General features: G+C 36.4%; 19 protein-coding genes. 5 read left to right on the top strand and 14 right to left on the bottom strand.

The annotated features are described in order from the left end of the window. Positions 1 to 47 precede the first annotated feature (47 nt). Positions 48 to 1,424 carry an exonuclease domain-containing protein gene (locus KO521_RS12105; RefSeq protein WP_215940173.1) on the bottom strand — a complete coding sequence of 459 codons (1,377 nt, stop codon included), beginning with the start codon at positions 1,422 to 1,424 and terminating at the stop codon, positions 48 to 50. A 193-nt stretch (positions 1,425 to 1,617) separates the two neighbouring features. Between KO521_RS12105 and KO521_RS12100 the strand changes: the two genes are divergently transcribed. After that, complete coding sequence (locus KO521_RS12100; protein WP_215940172.1) at positions 1,618 to 3,135, top strand: GH3 family domain-containing protein; 1,518 nt, start codon at positions 1,618 to 1,620, stop codon at positions 3,133 to 3,135. A gap of 6 nt (positions 3,136 to 3,141) precedes the next feature. On the opposite strand, the gene KO521_RS12095 is transcribed toward KO521_RS12100, so the two are convergent. Further along, complete coding sequence (locus KO521_RS12095; RefSeq protein ID WP_215940171.1) at positions 3,142 to 3,720, bottom strand: hypothetical protein; 579 nt, start codon at positions 3,718 to 3,720, stop codon at positions 3,142 to 3,144. Positions 3,721 to 3,937: 217 nt separating this feature from the next. On the opposite strand from KO521_RS12095, the gene KO521_RS12090 reads away from it, so the two are divergent. From KO521_RS12090 to KO521_RS12080, 3 genes are all read left to right on the top strand, one after another. Then, positions 3,938 to 5,521 carry a hypothetical protein gene (locus KO521_RS12090; protein WP_215940170.1) on the top strand — a complete coding sequence of 528 codons (1,584 nt, stop codon included), beginning with the start codon at positions 3,938 to 3,940 and terminating at the stop codon, positions 5,519 to 5,521. 74 nt (positions 5,522 to 5,595) lie between these two features. After that, the gene (locus KO521_RS12085) at positions 5,596 to 6,006 is read left to right on the top strand and encodes an arsenate reductase family protein (protein WP_215940169.1); all 411 of its coding nucleotides are present in this window, start codon (positions 5,596 to 5,598) and stop codon (positions 6,004 to 6,006) included. Positions 6,007 to 6,109: 103 nt separating this feature from the next. After that, on the top strand, positions 6,110 to 6,295 hold the full coding sequence (locus KO521_RS12080) for a CsbD family protein (RefSeq protein ID WP_155594599.1): 186 nt from the start codon (positions 6,110 to 6,112) through the stop codon (positions 6,293 to 6,295). Between the two features lie 62 nt (positions 6,296 to 6,357). On the opposite strand, the gene KO521_RS12075 is transcribed toward KO521_RS12080, so the two are convergent. The 5 genes from KO521_RS12075 to KO521_RS12055 all read right to left on the bottom strand — a co-directional run bounded on the left by KO521_RS12075 (position 6,358) and on the right by KO521_RS12055 (position 10,208). Further along, positions 6,358 to 6,678 carry a hypothetical protein gene (locus KO521_RS12075; RefSeq protein WP_215940168.1) on the bottom strand — a complete coding sequence of 107 codons (321 nt, stop codon included), beginning with the start codon at positions 6,676 to 6,678 and terminating at the stop codon, positions 6,358 to 6,360. Positions 6,679 to 6,759: 81 nt separating this feature from the next. Then, the gene (locus tag KO521_RS12070; protein WP_215940167.1) at positions 6,760 to 6,921 is read right to left on the bottom strand and encodes a DUF1328 family protein; all 162 of its coding nucleotides are present in this window, start codon (positions 6,919 to 6,921) and stop codon (positions 6,760 to 6,762) included. A gap of 329 nt (positions 6,922 to 7,250) precedes the next feature. Continuing rightward, positions 7,251 to 7,919 (bottom strand): bifunctional 4-hydroxy-2-oxoglutarate aldolase/2-dehydro-3-deoxy-phosphogluconate aldolase, encoded by a 669-nt coding sequence (locus KO521_RS12065; RefSeq protein WP_215940699.1) that lies wholly within the window; start codon positions 7,917 to 7,919, stop codon positions 7,251 to 7,253. A gap of 7 nt (positions 7,920 to 7,926) precedes the next feature. Further along, complete coding sequence (locus KO521_RS12060; protein ID WP_215940166.1) at positions 7,927 to 9,150, bottom strand: 6-phosphofructokinase; 1,224 nt, start codon at positions 9,148 to 9,150, stop codon at positions 7,927 to 7,929. Positions 9,151 to 9,167: 17 nt separating this feature from the next. Continuing rightward, positions 9,168 to 10,208 carry a sugar kinase gene (locus KO521_RS12055; RefSeq protein WP_215940165.1) on the bottom strand — a complete coding sequence of 347 codons (1,041 nt, stop codon included), beginning with the start codon at positions 10,206 to 10,208 and terminating at the stop codon, positions 9,168 to 9,170. 149 nt (positions 10,209 to 10,357) lie between these two features. Here KO521_RS12055 and KO521_RS12050 point away from each other — a divergent pair, with 149 nt between their 5' ends. Beyond that, positions 10,358 to 11,392 carry a LacI family DNA-binding transcriptional regulator gene (locus KO521_RS12050; RefSeq protein ID WP_215940698.1) on the top strand — a complete coding sequence of 345 codons (1,035 nt, stop codon included), beginning with the start codon at positions 10,358 to 10,360 and terminating at the stop codon, positions 11,390 to 11,392. A gap of 31 nt (positions 11,393 to 11,423) precedes the next feature. Here the strand turns inward: KO521_RS12050 and KO521_RS12045 are convergent, their stop codons facing one another. The 7 genes from KO521_RS12045 to KO521_RS12015 form a co-directional block, all read right to left on the bottom strand. Further along, on the bottom strand, positions 11,424 to 12,179 hold the full coding sequence (locus KO521_RS12045) for an SDR family NAD(P)-dependent oxidoreductase (protein ID WP_215940164.1): 756 nt from the start codon (positions 12,177 to 12,179) through the stop codon (positions 11,424 to 11,426). 42 nt (positions 12,180 to 12,221) lie between these two features. After that, a complete protein-coding gene (locus tag KO521_RS12040) occupies positions 12,222 to 13,523 on the bottom strand; it encodes an MFS transporter (protein WP_215940163.1) in 1,302 nt (433 codons plus the stop codon). Positions 13,524 to 13,751: 228 nt separating this feature from the next. After that, entirely contained in the window at positions 13,752 to 14,480 is a 729-nt protein-coding gene (locus KO521_RS12035) for a FadR/GntR family transcriptional regulator (protein ID WP_215940162.1), read from the bottom strand. 638 nt (positions 14,481 to 15,118) lie between these two features. Next, positions 15,119 to 16,393, bottom strand: a complete 1,275-nt coding sequence (locus KO521_RS12030; RefSeq protein ID WP_215940161.1) for an Nramp family divalent metal transporter — start codon at positions 16,391 to 16,393, stop codon at positions 15,119 to 15,121. Positions 16,394 to 16,472: 79 nt separating this feature from the next. Then, complete coding sequence (locus tag KO521_RS12025; RefSeq protein WP_215940160.1) at positions 16,473 to 18,791, bottom strand: chondroitinase-B domain-containing protein; 2,319 nt, start codon at positions 18,789 to 18,791, stop codon at positions 16,473 to 16,475. Positions 18,792 to 18,887: 96 nt separating this feature from the next. After that, on the bottom strand, positions 18,888 to 19,616 hold the full coding sequence (locus tag KO521_RS12020) for a FadR/GntR family transcriptional regulator (protein ID WP_194524548.1): 729 nt from the start codon (positions 19,614 to 19,616) through the stop codon (positions 18,888 to 18,890). Positions 19,617 to 20,170: 554 nt separating this feature from the next. Continuing rightward, complete coding sequence (locus KO521_RS12015) at positions 20,171 to 21,481, bottom strand: RagB/SusD family nutrient uptake outer membrane protein (RefSeq protein WP_252730056.1); 1,311 nt, start codon at positions 21,479 to 21,481, stop codon at positions 20,171 to 20,173. Positions 21,482 to 21,529: the final 48 nt, after the last annotated feature.

The following is a 21,529-nucleotide window of genomic DNA, read 5'->3' as shown; positions in this document are numbered from 1 at the left end:
TCCTTATGTACAAAAAGTTGGATAAATAGGTCAATATTTAGTTTACATTATGTTTGGCTTTCTAAGGCAGATACTTTGCTGGGATTTTTGCTAATGTATGATTTAATAATACTTTCGGTTTCTAAGGTATTGTTTTGTGGAACCAGAAAGGTTTCCAGTTCGTGGTCCGCCTGGATCATGTCATGATAATCTATAAAACCGTATCCCACATAAACACTATCCCGTACCAAAACAAAGGCTTGCTCTCCTAAACTCCTCCCTTTTTCTTTAATAACAAAGTTTTGTTTTTGAGCCCTAATATGAGATAAAGCATTCTTTACTTTTTCATTGTACAGGTCAAGGTTTTCTTTTTCTCTACAGATGCCATCACAGGTTTCTATGCGGTAATGAGAGCAGCTCTTAACATTTTCCTGCAAATGGCAGTATTTTGGACAAAGTCGGAAACTCTTGCAGATTTCTTCCACGAATAACCGGCAATCTGTGGGACTGTACAAAGTAAGAACAGAATTTGGAGCCATTTTTAGCTTATTGAAAGCTAAATGCATAATGCCGTTGCGGTCTTCATAGCTAAATATACCATAGGGCTGGATTTTTCTTTTCTGTGCTCTATTAAATTCCGGATAGTGGTGCTTTATGGCTTGCGATTCCATCAATAGCGCTAAAAGCTCACTTCCGGAGAGTTCAAAATCCAAATCGGCCGTGGCTGCACAAAGCTGAATTTCTTTGGTTTTCTTATCATAAAAATGACTCAGTACCCGCTTCTTTATATTAATGGCCTTGCCTACATAGATGATTTTGCCTTTTCCGTCTTTAAAGTAGTAAATGCCAGGAGCAGTGGGTAACTTTTCAAAAGCTTCTTTTGGTAATGCGGCCGGTAGAGTTCCTTCCTGCGAACGGGCATTTAAAAAAGATTTGAAAACTTCTGTGGCACCATCTTGTCGTAACAGTTTCTTAAAAAGTAGGGTGGTGGCATGTGCATCTCCACGAGCACGGTGCCTATCGGTTAACGGAATACCCAATGCTGAACATAATTTACCTAAGCTATAAGAATGGTACCCAGGTAATAATTTTCGCGATAAGCGAACGGTACACAGTTTTTTACGGATAAATTCATAGCCCAAGAGTTTCAGTTCATTTTTTATTACATTGTAATCAAAGTTTACGCTGTGGGCAACGAAGATGGTATTTTCCGTAATGTTCAGAATATCCTCTACAATCTCTTCTAGCTTGGGAGCATCACGCACCATATCATTATCTATACCCGTTAATCCGGTTATGAAATATGGAATTTCACATTCAGGATTTACAAGAGAGGTGAACTCGTCAACTATCTCATAACCGTCATAAATAAATATGGAAATTTCGGTAATTCTATTACCTTTAATACCGTTGCCGGTAGTCTCTATGTCTACGATGCTATACAAGTGCGAATGTGGTGGGATTGAGATACAAAATTACGCAAACTTCCTTGTGCATTAAAAAGTTTAACGTTGGAATTAAGAAACGGCTTAAAACCGAATCTAAAATTCGAAAACATTAGTTGGTTTGGGTTAATCAAACTTTGCATAAAGAGCAACTGAACATAGCTTTATACTTACATTTACTAAAAAGATACACATGCCGATTATAGGACATATTATAAAGGGATTTTTGGATGTCAGGGAGAAGCTGGCGGGAACCAAGGACCCCATAGCAGAACAAGAAGCGGTGCTTCAAGAACTATTGGAGAAAGCTGAGAATACTGCTTTTGGCCAACATTATAACTTTTCGACCATTCTAGAATCGGAAAATCCTGCCAGTACTTTTGCAAAGTCGGTTCCTTATTTTGATTATAACCGTATTAATGATGCGTGGTGGCAAAAATTACACGATGGGGAAGAAAATGTAACGTGGCCGGGAACACCGGATTATTTTGCGTTGAGCTCTGGTACAACAGGTAAGACCAGTAAACGTATTCCCGTAACGGATGATATGATTGCCGCTATCAAAAAAACAGGGGTGGAACAAGTATTTGCGCTGAGCAATTTTGATTTACCACCAGAATTCTTTGAGTTGGGAATTTTAATGTTAGGTAGTTCTACGGATTTAAACAAAGTGGAAGGTCATCAGGAAGGTGAGATAAGCGGAATTAGCGCTAGTAATATCCCTAATTGGTTTAGAGGGTATTATAAACCTGGGGAAGAGATTGCCGAAATTGATGACTGGGACGAACGTGTACAAAAAATAGCCGAAGAGGCTCCTAATTGGGATATTGGCGCTTTAAGCGGAATTCCTTCTTGGATGGAGCTAATGTTGCAAAAAGTAATAGAGTTTCACGGCCTTAAAAATATTCATGAGATTTGGCCTAATCTACAAGTTTACACCTCTGGAGGTGTTGCTTTTGGTCCTTATGAGAAGAGTTTTAATGCGCTTCTAGGGAAACCTATCACGGTTATAGATACCTATTTGGCTTCGGAAGGGTTTATGGCATTCCAATCAAGGCCAGAAACACATGCTATGCAGTTGTCTACGGATTCTGGTATTTATTTTGAATTTGTTCCTTTTGAGCCAGAGTATATACAACCGGATGGTTCTATAAGTGATGATGCACCAGCTTTAAAATTATCGGAAGTAGAGAAGGGTCAAGATTATGTGCTAATTATTAGTACGGTTTCCGGTGCTTGGCGATACTTAATTGGTGATACTATTGAGTTTACGGATGTGAAACGTGCCGAGATAAAAATTACGGGTAGAACTAAGTTCTTTTTAAACACGGTTGGTTCACAGCTATCAGTGAATAAGTTAGATGATGGCGTACAGGAATTAGAAGAGAAATTTGGTATCCGTATTCCTGAATATACTTTGTGTGCAAAGAGAATTGATGGTGAGTTTTATCACTGTTGGTATTTGGGTACGGAAGATGAAGCTAATGATGGGGAGTTGGCTAATGCACTGGATGAATCCCTCAAGACTGCTAATAAAAACTATAAAGTGGCACGCTCAAAAGCCCTAAAGGGTGTAAAAGTCGTCACCGTACCACCATCTGTTTTTCATGACTGGAACGGTAGGAATAAAAAGAAAGGTGGTCAGGTAAAGATGGAGCGGGTTATGGGCGAAGAGAAGTTTAAGGAATGGGAAGATTTTGCGAATCAGTAGAGGACTTTATTCAGTTTGTTTTGAAGCTTCATACTCTTTTACGATTTCCATGATTTCATCCGGAGAAAGATAATATCGTCTAATTCGTTCTTTGTACTTCTCATCAATATCTGCATTTTCAAGAATAAAACGTTTGGTCTGCAAAATATAGTCGTGCATGCCGTGGGTAACCGCATAGGTGTCCGCGGCACGTTCTGCTTCTTTAATGTATGAGCCGGAGAAATAGTATTTTAGTCCAAACCAAACTAGGTTTAAAGAACTCCTTTTGCTATAATCTATGACGTGCCCTAATTCGTGTCCCAGCCAACCGATCATAATGTCTTTGGGAACATCTTTGGTATAAAACACTTTCTCTGAAATCTTTATTTTTTCACTTATAAGAATAACATAAGCCCTTTTTTTCTTCGACTTAAAAAGTGTATTTACTTTGGGCTGTGCCCGCATGGTAGATTTTTTTATGTTCTTTATTATTTTAAAAACTATCGGGGTATCCTTTAATTCAGGATAATGTGAGAGGGCTATCTCTGCTTCTTCCCGAATAGTTTCCGGAACTGTTTGTTGAGCGTTTATCTGTATTAGTGCCATAAAAAATAGGAATATATTAAGAAACTTTACAATTGCTGTATGGAGTATTGACATAGTGTAACAAGGATAATATATAAAACACTTTGTTTTCAAAAAACCGTTTTTCCAAACCGGTCAATTATAAATCCGAAAACACGCGTATTTTAGGTTTTAAAGAGCCAATTTTAAAAATTGGATGGGTTCTGAGAAAAACGTTCATTAAAGTTAAAAACAAAATATGCATTTGAGCCGAATAGGTAGATATATTATTCAGGGTGTGCTTATGGTCGTGGTGTTGGGGGCAGTTTTGTTGTTCATAGCCCAATTAATGGCTAAAAAATCCGTGACCCATTTTCTTGAGGATAAATTACCATCACATATGCAATTGGAATATGGTGATATTGATGTAAGTGTCCTAAAAGGCATGGCAAAGCTAAAAACTATAAATTTTTCTATTACACCTAAAGATTCACTTCAAAAGGGGGTTACAGCAAAAATTGATGCCATAGAATTGGTGGGCTTAAGTTACTGGCAATTTCTTTTGAATGAGAAAATCAGCCTAAAAAGTTTGAAGATCGAACGCCCCGTTTTGTTGTATTATCTTAAGAAAGATAAAGTAGACACGGTGGAAGCTAAAGACAATCACATAGCACTTTTAAAAACGATTCAAGTAAAAAGAATCAATGTGATTGATGGTGATGTAACTCTAAGGAAGAGTGAAAATGATAGTCTTGCCATGAAGTTAGATTCTGTACATATTGATGTAGAGGATGTTTTAACCAATGCAGAGTTGATTAATTCTAAAATTCCGGTTACTTATTCCGCGTTGGATTTCAGTGCTAGTTCCTTATACGCGGACTTGGGTCCTTATGAGGCCCTAAAGGTGGGTAAGATAAATGTGGATGAAGGAAATCTTACCATCACCGAATTAAAATTGAAGTCAAAATACAATAAGACCAAATTAAGCTGGCACACAAATAAGGAGCGCGATTATATCGATCTAAAAATACCTGAAATACGTTTTGACGACATTGTTTTTGGCTATACCAATAATAAATTATGGGTGCATACAGGAGCAGGTAGTTTAATAGCTCCAAAATTGGAAATGTACCGCGATAAGCTTTTACCGGATGATACGGAAAGAAAGAAGTTGTTTGGTGAAGCTATTCGTACATTGCCTATAGAGATTGATATTCCTAAAATTGAACTTACCAAAGGCTACATTGCCTACAGTGAAAGGGTGAACAGGGAAACACCTCCGGGCAAGATAATTTTTGACAAAGTTCAGGCAGAAATACTGAATATTCAAAATGTACCTGATAAAAAAAAGGAGACCAGAGTAGCGGCCAAAGCATTGTTAATGGGAGAAGCACCAATTACATTAAATTGGTCTTTTGATGCCAAAAATGAATCAGACGCCTTTATGGCCTCTGGAACGGTAAAGAATTTTCAGTCTAGAAATATAAATTCTTTTTTGGAATCTAATTTGCGCGTACGTGCCAAAGGCGAAATTCAGGAGCTTTATTTTACCGTTAGTGGAAACTCGGTTTCCTCGGCAGGAGATATGAAAATGAAATACGAGAATTTTGAATTTTCAGTCTTAAAAAAGGACCGTTTACAGATTAACAAACTATTGACAGCCATTGGTAGAATATTTGTTAATGATGGTTCCAATACGGATGCTAACGGATATCGGTATGGAGGCATACAAGTGCAAAGAGACCCTACCAAATCATTTTTTAATTACATATGGCTTAATGTAGGTGACGGTTTGACAGCTACTATTATTGGTAATGGAAAGAACGAAAGGAGAAAAAAATAATTTTTTAGAGGTAATAGCCTCTAAGAATAACCAGTAATTTCAGTTTTGTATTACATGAACTAAAAGACAGCAAAATGGGAGTTATATCAAAAGATAAAAAGAAGATAACGTTATACTATAATTCAGAGAATTCTATAGGTCAACAAACATATGCTTATGTTGAAGCAGCAGATGAGTCCATTCTGGCAATAGACATATCAAAAACTAAAGTGACGGGCACACAGTGGGCCGAGATAGCACATAGTATGAAGGAACCCGTAGGAAGTTTGGTAAATCAGGATCATCCGGATTTTAAAGAAAAGTACGGAGAAGAGAAAGTAAATTTAGATGAACACGATTGGTTGCGGATTTTAGAGAAATCGCCATCAACATTGGCTTTTCCCGTAGTAATTAAGGGAGACCGCTTCATACCGATACAAAATCCTTCTGATTTTGTAAAATTTATGGATGTTGATAGTGCTGGAATAGAAAAGCCCTACAAGTAATTTTTAAAGTCAAAAAAGCATTTTTTATAACTAAAGGCTGCAATAATTAATGCTTAAATTCAGGTATTAACAGAAAAGAAGTTTAATCTTAAAAATAAAGAATATGAATCAAGAACAATTAGAAGGTAAGTGGAACCAAGTAAAGGGAAAACTAAAGCAGAAATATGGAAATTTAACAGATGACGATGTAACCTATACTGAAGGAAAGTTTGATGAAATGATGGGTAGGGTACAGGAGAAAGTTGGAAAGGGAAAAGAGGAATTGCAAGAAGAAATCGCAAGCTGGTAAAATAGTTATACCACCAATCCAAAAAAGAAATCCCGAGCAGAAATGCTCGGGATTTTTCATTGCTATTCTCTTTGATAGTTTTCATCTGGAATATCTTTAAAAAAAGTTGCAGTATCAATATCTGCAGAAGGCCCATATGCCATAAGAAAAGTTCCTTTTGATGCATCATTGGTTTCAATAATGTAAAGGATGGATAGGTCTTCTGGGTCACTCATTCCTTCATATCTTATTTCCTTAACTATCGTGATATGTGCAGGTTTATAGCTTTTGTGTGTTTCTAAATCAACCAATTCGCCATTTTTATATTGGTATCGGCTTGTGAAACCTTTTTTTTCAAATTCGTCCATGGCATCTTTTTCGTGCCTTGCGTATGCTCCGTTCATAATTTTATGGGTTAGGGTGAAACAAAAAAAGGACAGCTATATGCTATCCCTTATAACTAAAATTTTATGTGGTAATAGCCTTTAAATTTTCTTGCGGCCCATAACCAAACTGATTATAAAAAGTACTATAAAAATAAAGAATAAAATTTTTGCAATACTAGCAGCTCCAGCAGCGATGCCTCCAAATCCGAAGACTCCTGCAACGATTGCTAATATGATAAATATAACTGTCCAGCGTAACATAATAATTGTTTTAAGGTTAATACTAAATTGACCGAGACTTTTAAATTCTCATTTCAATTATAATACAAAGGTCTGGAAATGTGCTGAATGTAATTAGCTGCATTACGTTTTAAAATGCCGTAATAACAAGGGAGGTAGCTATTTAAAAAGAGAAATGATAATTAATGACGGGAAAGAGTAGGTGTTGTATTCATTTTTAAAGAGCTGTAGAGAACCTGTAATAATAGTGCAAAAGTTAACTTATAAAACAGTAAGCCGCTTAATTGGTTTTACCCAAATAAGCGGCTTATTATCTATATTCATTTACCACCGCTAGGTGATAAAATGTTTTAGCTTCTCAATTTCTTGATTAAAGCTAAAGTTTCACGAACTTTAGTCTCCAATCCAGCATAATCCTTATTTGCTAAAATTTCTTTACTAATAAGTTTAGAACCCATTCCCACACAAGTTACTCCAGATTCAAACCAACCTTTTAAGTTAGCCTCATCTGTACTCACTCCACCTGTAGGCATGATACTTGTCCATGGTTGAGGTCCTTTTATACCTTTTACAAATCCAGGGCCATAAAGGTCTCCAGGGAATAATTTTACGATTTCACAGCCTAATTCTTCTGCATTGTTAATTTCGGTAAGTGACCCACATCCAGGTGACCAAAGTACTTTTCTACGGTTACAAACCACTGCAATATCTTCTCTTAAAGAAGGTGTAACGATAAAGTTGGCACCCATTTGCATGTAGGAGGAAGCCGCCGCAGCATCGGTAATAGAGCCTACACCCATAATCATTCCAGGAAGGTTTTTGATTGCGTATTTGTTCAATTCCGAAAACACCTCAAAAGCGAAATCGCCACGAGCTGTAAATTCCATTAATCTGGAACCGCCATCATAACAGGCTTGTAATATTTTTTTACCCAATTCTACATCTGGGTGATAAAATAAAGGAACCATTCCGTTTTCCTTCATTACGTTTGCTACTTCTATTCTTGAATATTGTGCCATAATACTATTATTGTTCTGATAAAATTTTATTGAAATCATATCGTTCCGGGTCTGGAAGATATGCTTTTGCTGCTTCGTAATCACTTTCCTGAATATAGTGCATATTCTGAAAGAAAAGTTTAGCGAATTCAGAATCTACATTCACTAGGCGAGGGGCTATCTTGCCATCCTCTCCTTGTATATCCTCTAAAAATAAAGGGGTTACTTCACCACGGGAATTTGCCGTAACGATACACCCGCTAATACCTTGGTCAAATAATTTTTTAACGCCAAGTCCCAAAAGGGTACAAAGGGTTAGGTCAAAACCAATAGGCCTGCAGCATCTGAGTTCATACCCTAATTCTACGGGTCTACTTTTTATGTTAATACCCAATTCCTTTAGTTTGGTCTGCACCAACATATTAAAAATATGGGATTTGCTCACATTGCCTAATTCTGGGTGACCATGGTCATCATAAGTAAAATTAATTCCACATTGATCAATTTCGCTATCTGGCATAATATGAAAAACACCTTCGCTTACTAAAGCTACACCGTAATTGATGTTTTCCAGTTTTCTTTTTATGATAGATGAAATGATCAACCGCACTACCTTATCAAAAGTGATAGAAGTGTTATTGAACATTTCTGGAATGACCACCATTGGAAAATGACAGCTACTAGCAATACCAAATGCTAAATGACCTGCGGAACGCCCCATAGTAGACATGACGAACCAATTTTGGCTGGTACGGGCATCTTCGTAGGTAGTATTACCAATACGTACGCCTTCATCCTTTGCCGAGTGAAATCCAAAAGTTGGGTTTCGATCGGGTAGGGGTAAATCGTTATCTATTGTTTTTGGAACGTGAATATTTGAAATTGAAATATTCTCTTTTGATAAATATCCTGTAATTCTGTTAGCCGTAGAGGCGGTGTCATCACCGCCTATACTGACTAATAGTTTTACGTTATTGTCGGAAAAAAGTTTCGTATTTATTTTTTCGTCACTTGGTTTGAACCTACTCATAATTAGAGTTGATCCCCCACGACTGAAAATACGATCGGCATGTGCAAAATCGAATTCCTTTATCTGTGGTTCATCTGAGAAAATACCTTTGAAACCTTCGTGAAGGCCAAGTACGCGATACCCATCTTTTAAAAAGATTTTTGCCACCGTGCTAATAACAGCGTTAATACCCGGCGCGGGACCACCACCACAAAAAATTAATATCGATTTTTTAGGAGCCATTTTTTTAGTTTTGGAAATTAGCGAGCTACTCTACCTGAAGCGTCACCACCCATTAGTTTTTCTACTTCGCTAACTGTTGCTAAGTTGGCGTCACCTTTAATTGTGTGTTTTAAACAAGATGCCGCAACAGCAAAATCCAATGCGTTTTGATCATCTTCCGGGTATTTCAATAATCCGTAGATCAAGCCACCCATAAAAGAATCTCCACCACCAACACGATCCACGATATCCGTAATTTGGTATTGACGTGTTTCGTACATTTTAGAACCATCCCATAATACACCTGCCCATGTGTTGTGCGATGCAGAAATAGAACCTCTTAATGTTGTAATTACTTTTTTAGCTTTAGGGAATTTCTTCATCATCTGCTTACAAACGGATAAGAAAGCTTCTGCTTTAACATCAGCACCATCTTTATGAACATCCAGCCCTTCTGGGTGAATACCAAAGTGCTTTTCAGCGTCTTCTTCGTTACCAAGAATAATATCACAATATGAAGTTAATTCAGTCATGATAGCTTCTCTGTCACCACCGTAGTTCCAAAGCTTAGCTCTATAATTTAAATCCGTAGAAATAGTAATACCTTTGTCACTAGCGGCTTTAACAGCCTCTAAACAAACATCTGCAGCTCCTTGTGAGATAGCAGGTGTAATACCTGTCCAATGAAACCATTCAACACCTTCGAAAACAGCATCCCAATCGATCATACCAGATTCTATTTCCGATATAGCGGAATGAGCACGATCATAAACAACTTTAGATCCACGAGAAACAGCACCAGTCTCTAGGAAGTAAATTCCTAGACGGTCACCGCCATAAACTATTTTATCTGTTCCTACGCCTCTTTTGCGCATTTCCATTAAAGCACACTCACCTATATCATTCTTAGGTAAACGTGTTACAAAATCTACAGGAACGCCATAATTAGCTAATGATACAGCTACGTTAGACTCGCCACCCCCATAAATAACATCAAAGCTATTAGCTTGTGAAAATCTTAAAAATCCGGCAGGTGCTAAACGCAACATGATCTCTCCAAAGGTTACTACTTTTTTCATTTGAAATGGTGTTATTTTAAATTGAACTTGTTTATTTGCTTAATCGATTAACCTAATTTTTAAAAATAAATCAAAACGTGTTCAGTTTTGATTGACGATATTAAAAATCTATATTTGCTTAATCGATTAAACAAATATAGAATAATTTGGTGAATAAAAAAAAGACCACCTTAAAAGATATTGCGAATATCTTGGAGATATCAACGGCAGCGGTGTCTAAGGCTTTACAGGATGACTCTAGAATTAGTGCAAAAACGAAGGAGGCAGTCAAGAAAGTAGCCAAAGAGTTAAACTACCAGCCAAATCATTTGGCAAGTGCATTACGTAAAGGAAAGAGTAATTTAGTAGGGGTGATAGTTCCTAGAACAAATAGCAATTTTTTTTCTTCGGTAGTTCAGAGCATGGAAGAGGTCTTGAATAAAGATGGGTATAACATTATAATTACTCAATCCAATGAATCCTATAAAAAAGAATGTGATAGTATTGATGCTTTATTATTTACACAGGTAGATGGTATTATTGCTTCTATGGCAAACGAAACGATTGAGTTGGACTATTACCAAAAAATCAAGTCAAGAGGAATTCCGCTAATATTGTTCGATAGGGGAGAGAACGATCTTAACGTAGATTATATAGGTATAGATGATTACGCTAGTAGCCACATGATTGTTGAGCATCTTGTTGAACAAGGCTGTGAGCGAATAGCACATATTGGAGGATACCAGCGTACCAGAATATTTAACAATAGAATCCGGGGATATAAAGATGCTATTAAGGAACATGGTTTACCATCCGATGATGAACTTTTACTGGAAAGTAGCCTTACGCAAGAGGACGGTCGTTTAAAAATGGAACAATTACTTAGTTTGAATAAAAGGCCAGATGCTGTTTATATTGCTGGAGATTATGCAGCCCTTGGAGCATTACAGGTTTTGAAGGAAAACGATATAGATATTCCAAAAGAAATTGCCTTGGTGGGTTTTGGCAACGAACCTTTTACGGCAATGGTCTCTCCGCCAATTTCTAGTGTTGAACAACATAGTACGCAAATAGGTAAACTTGCCGCGCAAACGTTTTTAGAACATATGAAAGGACCCGAAGTAAAACAGACTTTGAACAAGAAAATTCTAGATGCAGAATTGATTGTCAGGGATTCTTCAAATAAAAAAGCCTTTCTTAATTAAAAGAAAGGCTTTTTTAAAATTATCTGATCGTTTAGATTCCTAAAGCTTGACCACCGCCGATTTGAATAGTTTCAGCTGTGATGAATTTAGCATCTCCGCTAGCCAAGAAAGAAACAACACCAGCTACATCTTCTGGTTGGCCTAATCTACCTAACATTATGCTGTTTGCCCATGAAGCAAAAACCTCTGGTTTAGTTGCTTTGATCTGCGCGTGGAAAGGAGTATCTATCGTACCTGGAGACACTGCATTCACTCTAATACCATATTCCGCTAAATCTTTAGCTAAAGCTTTAGTAATGGTGTGAACACCGGCTTTAGAGGTTCCGTAGATTCCTGCTCCTGGTCCACCTGCGGTCCATGCTGCATTGGAAGTGTAGTTGATTATTGAAGCATCTTGTCCTTTTTTTAGGAAAGGAATAGCCGCTCTAGATGCAAAAAATGTAGAGTCAAGGTTCAATGCCATTACAGATCTATAAAATTCTGTGGTCATTTCTTCAAATCTTGATCTACCACCCAAACCACCTGCATTGTTTACAAGGGTATCGATTTTTCCGTATTTTTCACCAATAGCTTTAATGTTTTTAGTTACAGCTTCTTCATCTGTAACATCAAATCCATAATACTCAGCTTTGATGCCTTCTGCAGAAAGTTCTTTTACTCTTTCAGCTCCTGCCTCATCGTCTATACCGTTTAAAATAACTGTATATCCGTCTTGTCCCAATCTTTTTGCAACTGCAAATCCAATTCCGCCTGTTGCTCCTGTTATTACTGCTACTTTTCCTTCCATCTTACGTGTAAATTACTATTAATTAGTGTTAGTTATATTGTTTTAATTTTTACTTTTTAGTGGTGCAATGTTTGGAATCAAAAACCAAACACTGGACATGGTAATAATAGCCAACGCAGCACCAATTACAAATGCTGGTGTATAATTACCACCTGAGGTAAGCCATGGTACCAAAGCGGTTAAACCAAATGCTCCTAGTTTGGCAGCCATTCCTGCAAATCCCGATAGCGTACCTACGGTTTTACCTCCATATAAATCACTAGGTAGTGTCTGAACATTTCCAATGGCTGTTTGAAAACCGAATAAAATAACTGCCATGTATATTACAGCGGTTTCCGGTCCTCCTGGATTTGCCATCAACAATAGGAAAGGCAACATGATTACACATCCCAGCGTAATTATAAATTTTCGTGTTTTATTTACTGTCCACCCAGCCTTAATACGGTTTTGCGCTAATAAACCACCAAACCAAGCTCCAACCATGGCTCCAACATAGGGAACCCAAGCATAAAATCCTATTGATTTTACATCCATACCATAAACTTCATGCAAGTAAATAGGAATCCAAAAAATGAATAACCACCAAATTGGATCAAGTGCAGCAGAGGCTAGAATAACACCCCAACTTTCTTTATGTTTAAGCATCTTTCCGGTTTCCGGGTTGTAGCCATCATCCGGCTCTCCATCTTCATCCTCATCCTGATTCTTTTGTCCCGTTAAGATGTATGTACGTTCTTCTTCTGATATCCAAGGGTGATTTTTTGGTGGGGATTTAACTAAAATCCACCAAGGAATAAGCCATAATAATCCAGTTACACCAACCAAGATAAAAATCCAGTTCCAGCTGAAATACACAGATAATAATCCTATGGTAGGGAAGGCAATGATTCCTCCGATTGCGGCGCCTGAATTAAAAAGTCCTTGCGCAAAGGCTCTTTCCTTTGTGGGGAACCATTCAGCGTTGGCTTTTGCAGCTCCGGGCCAGTTACCTGCCTCAGAAACACCTAATAGAGAACGGAAAATACTTAATGTAAAAATACCTCTTGCAAAGGCATGTAATGCAGTGGCAATAGACCAAAAACCAATAGATAAGGTAAACCCTATTCGAGTACCGTATTTATCAAATATTTTTCCGAATATGGCTTGACCGAATGCGTACGAAAATATAAACAGGGTAGAAATAAATGCATAAATCTCTTTTCTTTCATCTGCCGTTTTATCTGGATATAAATCCTCGGCAATGTCTGGCCATAGAACGGGTAATGCTTGGCGATCAATATAATTGATAACGGTAGCCAAGGCAATTAATCCTATAACCCACCATCTTAGTCCTTTCAATTTCATCTTCGTTCTTTTAAAATTTTCATAATATTCAGACATAGAAATGGCTGGCCATATTCTTAAAAATAGGAGGCAAGCTATTCTAAATATCTGTATTTAAAGTACTTAAATACTTTGTAAATAATCAGGATAGAATTCTAACGGACTTAGCCGTTTATCTTCATTAGACAAGTAGTTTTTAAGTATTAGTTTCCCTTCAGAATTATATTTAGTTAGAATAAAATGTGCGTTTTATCCTTTTTTCACTTTTAAATTTCGGTCTTCACCATAAATGTAATCGTACAATTTCGAAAAATGTATTTTCATGGTTTCCTTTGCCAATTTTGGATCTTGATTTAGAATAGCCCTATATATATCTTCATGTTTTTTTACTTCAGATAAAGCTACATCTCCATCACAAATCGGGTCTTCGTCATACGCAACGATAATTTCTGGTGTTATCAGCAACATAAGCGTATTCATTGTACTGTTCTTACTCGCAGCTGCTATTGCTAAATGAAAAAGCAAATCTTCCTCTAGACAATCTTCACCGGCAATCATCTTAACTTTGTAAGCATCAAGAGCAGACTTTATGCGCTCTAAATCTTCATCAGTTCTTCTAAGTGCTGCTAATCTTACTGTTTTTAGTTCTAATAGAATACGCGTTTCTACTAATGATTTAAAATCTTGTTCATCTAAACTAAGAATATCATCTATCATTCCCGTCATGGCAATTTGGCCAATGTTGGCAATAAAAGTTCCGCTCTGAGGTCTAGAAATTAATATTCCATAAAACTCGAGCTTCTGGATGGCTTCACGAACACTACTTCTACTGACTTCGAATTTCTCTGATAATACTCTTTCGGCAGGTAGCTTATCACCTGGTTCAAGATTCTTATAGGTAATGAGGTCACGGATTTTTGAAATAATTTCATTTTGTAGTTCGCGGTTATCTTGCTTTGTTAAAATTTCTAGTTTCATAGGGGACAGTATGTTGAAATTGGTTAACCAGTTTGGTTTGTTAAAATTAGATAAAATAAATGTACTAAAAAAGTATTTTATTATTTTAATAACCTCCTGTATTCACAGGGATTTGGCGGTTTCAAAATTTTACCGACCCGTGGTGAGCGAGTCGGCAAAATTACTCTCAATCTAACTCAAAACAACATTCTTCGTATTCTAATATTTCTTTGAAACAGTTTATTAAAAAATCACATGTTTAATTGGTTTTCCATACTGGTTAACCAAATTGGTTTACCAAATATAACTTAATAGATTGTTAAATAAAAATTAATAAAGAGAAATTTGATGTTGCAAATCATCCAGACTACCCAAATGAGTGCTCACATGTTAAATCATTAGTTTGACTTTTCTTAAAATTCAACGGTTTTAGGAAAGCGAATCTGAATATCTATCTAATTGCAAACATCAAATGGTGTCTGAAAAATATAGTTATGAGCTATTTATTCTCTTATAATTCCTTCTGAGGTTAACGAAACTCATTATTGTTCGGTTTAAGCGAAATGAGTTAGATATAGAGGTCAAAAACTAATGTATAAAGAAGACTCTTATGATGTTATCGAGAAAATAAAAAACTTCAAAATATTAATTATCATACTTTAAAAATATTCAATTAGCGCTATTATACCGTTGTATGAGATAACACAGGAGAAAAACAATGCCGCAAATAAACCAATATTTAAAGGGAGTTTTGCTTTATGGGCTTTCATTAGTTTAGCGTTATTGATTAGTAAAATAATACCTAGGATAACTAACGGCAGAACAAAAACATTGAAAACCTGAGATAGAATTTGCATTTCTATGGGGTTCGCTCCAAAAATGGGAACTATCAAAGCAAATAAACAGGCTAATGCTGTTATAACCTTAAACTGTTTTGAGGTAGTATCCAACTCTCCAGATTGATAATCTGCCAATAGAATAGGGGCTATGAGTAAACATGGGAATATAGAGGATAGTCCTGCGCTTAAAGTTCCAAAAAAGAAAAGTGTAAGTGCAAATTTGCCGGCAACCGGCTCTAGTGTATTAACCATATCCAAAACTTTGGTTACGGGCTGACCTTCGTGAAACAAAGCTCCACAGGCTACCGCCATGACCGAAGCACTAATTACAAAAACAAGGGAGGCGGCTATGATGGCATCTTTCTTCTGTTGTTTTAAGTTATTTATAGTCCATCCTTTTCCTTTTACAAAAAGTGGACGGGAAAGAAAAGTTGCTGAAGCCATAGTCGTTCCCACAAAAGCGGCAACCATCATATTTCCACCTTCAACCTCTGGAACAGAGGGTATGAGACCTTTTGCTATTTCTATAGGTAGGGGGAATACCATAAATAGAGAAATAAAGAAAGAAAGTCCCATAATGGTTACGAAAATGACTAGTATTTTTTCAAAGAAAACATATTTACCTATCAATAAAAAACGATACATAATAGCAATGACGGCTATAGCAATTGTAAGGACCAATTCATATTGATATTCAGCTAATGAGGGAAAGTAAATCAAAAATATTTCGAATATAATATTTGCTGAAATACCAAGTATTCCCATGAGTGAATTCCATTGGCCAAAGGATACACCTAATATTATTAAAATAGCAATGGGTTTTCCCCATTTAATGTGTTTTTTAAAGGCATACAAGGCCGTTTCTCCGGTTACCAAACCATAATTGCCATAGGCGTACATAAGCATACCGGAAAAAATACAGCTTAGAACTAAAACCCATAGCAATTGCATTCCATAGGTACTACCCGCAACAATCATGGATGTTACGCTGCCTGTGCCAATAGTATAGCCAATTGCAAAAATACCCGGGCCGAAAGCAAGTACAATGGCTAGAATTTTTTTTATGAACGATGATTTGGTTGCTGGGTTTTCCATTGTTTATTTTTTTTGATAATGTAATTGACTTACGATTTGGCAATTTCACCTGGTGACATTTTTGTTTGCTAGCAATGTATTAGTATAGTATCTTAAGTTTTTTCTGTTCTTCAACTTTAATTTTCCCGGAATTTATGAGGGTGTTGTTTTGGTGATGATTGTTCTTTTCTCCCCACAATAAAGCAACAAGTTCTACAGAATTATTTTCAAAGGAGTTGTCATGGATAGTCACATTGATAATTCCGCTAGTTTTAATCAAAATATTGCTGTTTTCGCCCTGCCCACTATTGGTGAAGGAGCTATTTGTTACGGATAAAGACCCTCCTATAGTTGATTCGTCATAACCAACTCTATAAAAATTAATGACATTATTTTGTATATTTTCAAAAGAGCAATGGTCAAAAGAGACCATTTCGGCATTATAATCACCTTTATCTTCTGCAGCTAATTCAATACCGTTTTTACAGTTTTTAATCGTTGTTTTTTTGAAGTTGATGGCGTCTGCAAAAGACCCTTTGTAAGCCTTTAGAACATAGTTAAAATTCTCAATCACACAATTCTCAATATACAAGTTATAAGCCGAAGCCATATTTTCCTTTAAAGGGGCAAAGGCATACTTGCCTCTTTCTCCTTTTAATAAGATACTTTCTAACCTGAGGGACGCTTTTGGCTTCATTTGAAAAGCCATAGAATCTTGCTCTCCTGTGAATACGAGCTCTGCTCTTTTTTTAGGATCTTTAGAACGAAGCGTAATTTCTTTATCTATTTTAAGCGAAAAGGGAAGTGTATATAATACATCGCTTAGCTCAATGATATCTCCCGAAGACGCTTCGCTAATTTTTTTGGTAAGTTGGCCTACTGCAGATGAAGCGGTCAATATTTTTGGCTCAACATCATTTTTTTTAGTAGAAAACCACTTTGGGCCGTATTTCTTCTTGTCAATGGTAAATTTTTCAGCTGTTGCGGTTTGGTTAATTGCGCCAATGCTATTCTTTTCCGTTCTTGATTCACCAAATATATCGTGGTTAATTTTAGCAAAATCGTAGCCAGTATAAACAGTATCCAAAATTTGGTTTTTAGAAATAGCTGGTGCATATAACCAATCGTTAATCTTTTTCATTTTTATAGTACCACTCTGCAAAACATCATAATCAGAATAATCTTCACTAGCGTTATTTATGATGTTATTCTTAAATAGAATTCCATCAGTAGAACTAAGATTTATAAAAGGAGTTTCATCTACCTGTGTATTATATATAATGTTATTGGCTACAATAGTTCGTATAGGTGGCGCCGAACGAATTTCACTAGCCGGAAGTACATCTGCACTTTCAAGATTTTGGCCAACACCTATTTGCCATGGAGATTTGCAATCTACCCAAGTATTAAAGGCAACCACAACATCGCTTACCTGTAGGTATCGATTCAAAGGCGTCATCGGAATTCCATTCATAATGGCGAGCGGACTTCTGAATTGTGCACCTTTTATCTTATAGAAATAATTGTTGGTAATCCAATGTCCTGTATTTACAACTCGGATACCTCCATAAAAGTCAGAATCATCACCGCCAATAAAAATGTTGCTATCTACGGTGGCATAGCTTCCATGTCTCAAAACTAGGGAACCTTCACATTTGTAAAATATGTTGTTTTTAAAGGTGTTGAAGTTTGTTTTGTCCGATATAATTTCCACTTCACCGTTACACGCTTCAAAATAATTGTCGGAAATATTTGCAAAACTGGGAGAAACTCGGGTTTTACTGTCTCCAACCCGTATCGTTTCAGCTCTTGGACCACCTTTTCTAGGGCGCGGACCAAAATAATTATGTACAATCTGATGGTAGTTGTTAATATGTTCATTACCAGTAAAAAAGATTCTTAAAGTTTCTCCATCATTTGATTTTCCTGAAATATAACAGTGGTCCAGTTGATTGTGTTTACCGTAAAATTCAATCCAACGGTCATTGACCAATCTATTTGGTTTGGTAAAATCTTCAATAACGGTATTTGTGACCCTGCAGTTGTAGGCAATACTATCCTCGCTAATCATATATCGAATAATGGAACTTCTAGTAGAATAGCCATTTCTAAAATATAGGCCGTCAACTATTAGGTGTTCGCCTCCAAGATGAAGATAAGATTGTCCCTCCATAAAGACCTTTCCAGGCGTTTCTGCACGTAAGCTAATGGGGTTTTCTTTAGTACCTGTTCCAAAAAAGATGATTTGGGTGTCTTTCCAAGTCCCATTTGCCATTACAATTTCATCTCCAGGTACTGCTTCTTCAATTGCTTTGTTTAATTCTGGAATATCGTTTACATGTAGTGTTTTTCCATTTGAATTTTTACCACAGGAAAGTAGAAGAAAAATGGCGACAATGAGTAATAGATTAGCTTTCATTATGTGGTTTTTCAATTGGGATATAACTGACCAACAAAATAGTTTCGACCTTCAAATTCTAAAATTATTTTCCAATACTCGATGTTCTCTATACTCTTATTCTTTGGGAATCTTAATTTTTCTATCTTCTCCGTAGATGTAATCGTATAATTTACTAAAGTGTAATTTCATCTTTTCTTTGGCTAATTTTGGGTTTTGGTCCCGAATGGCCATATAGATATCTTCATGCTTTTTAACTTCTGATAAGGCCACATCACCCTCGCAAACACGGTCTATGTCATACGCTACTATAATCTCTGGGGTTATTAGTAACATGAGTGTATTCATAGTACTGTTCTTACTTGCAGAAGCTACGGCCAAATGAAAAAGTAAGTCTTCTTCTAGACAATCTTTACCGGAAATCATCTTGTTTTTGTATGCATCCAAGGCATGTTTAATGCGTTCTAAATCTTCATCAGTTCTTCTTATAGCTGCTAATTTCACCATTTTCAGTTCCAGTAAAATGCGAGTTTCAACCAATGAGATAAAATCTTGTTTTTTTAAACTGGTAATGTCGTCAATCATACCGTTCATAGCAATTTGACCAATTTCTGCAATGAAAGTTCCACTCTGTGGTTTTGAATTTAGTATACCATAAAACTCAAGTTTTTGAATGGCTTCGCGTACACTGGTTCTACTGACATCAAATTTCTCGGATAATACTCTTTCGGCAGGTAACTTGTCACCAGGTTCGAGGTTTTTATAGTTGATGAGGTCACGAATCTGTAAAATAATCCCGTTTTGGATTTCTCTATTTTCGTCTTTTGTCAGTATTTCTAATTTCATAACGGGTGTGCAGTTCAAAAAAATGGTTAATCAGATTGGTTTACTATAACAGTAAAAAAACTATCAAAAATCCTTTTTCATGATAGAGTAGGAGTATGGTGATTTTTGAGATTTTACCGACCCGTGGTGAGCGGGCCGGAAAAATTACTCTCAATCTAACTCAAAACAACTCAATATTAATATCCAATAACCTGCATCGTATCATCTTAGCTTTATAATCTAATTTGTAGATTCTAGATTTTAAAACTGTGTTTTTGAAAAGAGCCTATTAGTTTATACTGATAGTATCAGAGGCTGTGTATTCAAAATAATTATTTGTGGTTAGGGATTATTTTTTAAAATAAGTACTTCTATAATATATATGAGACTTTAGGTACATGAATTAACATCTCTTGATGTTACACTAAAGTACTTATAGGAATCTTCTACCTGAACCGCCAAGTCATTTTTGTCTTGGCGGTTTACGGTAGATAAAAAGCTAAATTCAAATAATTGATTCTAAAAGACGAGACTTATTTAAAATGTTTTCGCCTACTTGGGCTTTAATCAAGATTTTAGTAACCTTCATTTTGGGTAATCTCTCCATCGCTTGCAAGTATTTCAGAGCTTGGAATTGGAAACACATAATAATTACTACTTATTGTTTGTTCCATTTCGGCATCTACGGTACCTGTTCGCACTAAATCAAACCATCTATGTCCCTCAAAGGCCAACTCCACTCTTCTTTCATCTAGGATAGCTTGTTTAACATCAGCTTGTGAGCTTACTGTGCCTGTTAAGCTAGTTAAACCTGCTCTTGTTCTAATAGGATCTAATAAAGGTAGTACTGTAGAAGCAGGAGAACTTGTTTCATTCAATGCTTCCGCATACATTAGGATAACATCAGTTAATCTTAGTTCAATAAAGTCCTGGTCATATTGATCAGCTGTGTATTTGACACCTCTCTTAAGTTCTGAATCAATAGTTAATGCTTTTCTCAAATCTTCACTTCCACCAGCAGCACTACTAGCATCAAAAGCAGCAATTAAGCTCGATGTTACATTGTCTTGGTCAGCCTTTGTGTCTTTGCCTTGAAACCATCCTGCAAACGCTGTACCTGTGCTTGAGTTTGGAATAGAACTTGACATTTTAGTGGCAAAAAGAATTTCTGAACTTTCATCGGTTATCACGTTAGCAAAATCGGCTTCTAAAGTAACCTCTGCAGCTTCGGCTTCGTTAATAACAGTTCCAAGCTCTATTGCCGCTTGAGCGAAATCACCTCTAAACATATATGCTTTTCCGAGTAAACCTTGGGCTGCAATTTTGGATGCGCGCCCAGTTCCTAATCCAGAATTATCTAAACCTGCAATTGCTGCTTGAAAATCAGGAATGATAACATTGTTATACACTTCGGTAGCTGGTTGTCTTGTAAGATCTACATCAGGAATAACTGATACATCTGGCTGCGGAGTTAAAATTACAGGAACATCACCAAAAACCATCACTAATTTGAAGTAAGACAAAGCCCTTAAAAATTTAGCTTCAGCTACTTCAGTAGCACTTTCTGACTTATCAATGACTGTATTCGCACTTAAGATAGACTTGTATAAATCTCTATAAAACGGGCGAAAATATATTTCTGAAATAGCTAAACCTCCTAAATCTGAATTATACGTGTGAAAATCAGGATATGGTGGCTCATCATCAAATTCAAACGTTAAATTATCAGCTCTAAATTCGCCCATTACCGCTTGTGGTGTTACAGCACCGGTATGGTAATAGTACGCGGCATTTAAAACACCGGCAAAGCTCTCCAAATTATTTGATTCAAGGTCAACAAGTGGCACTTGATCCAACTCATTATCACATGATGTCATTAACATCATGGAAATTGCTGCTATATATATGGTTTTCATTTTTATCATTATTTCTTA

Source organism: Zobellia uliginosa (assembly GCF_018860745.1).
Taxonomy (GTDB): domain Bacteria; phylum Bacteroidota; class Bacteroidia; order Flavobacteriales; family Flavobacteriaceae; genus Zobellia; species Zobellia uliginosa_B.
This window is presented reverse-complemented; position numbering and strand designations above follow the sequence as displayed.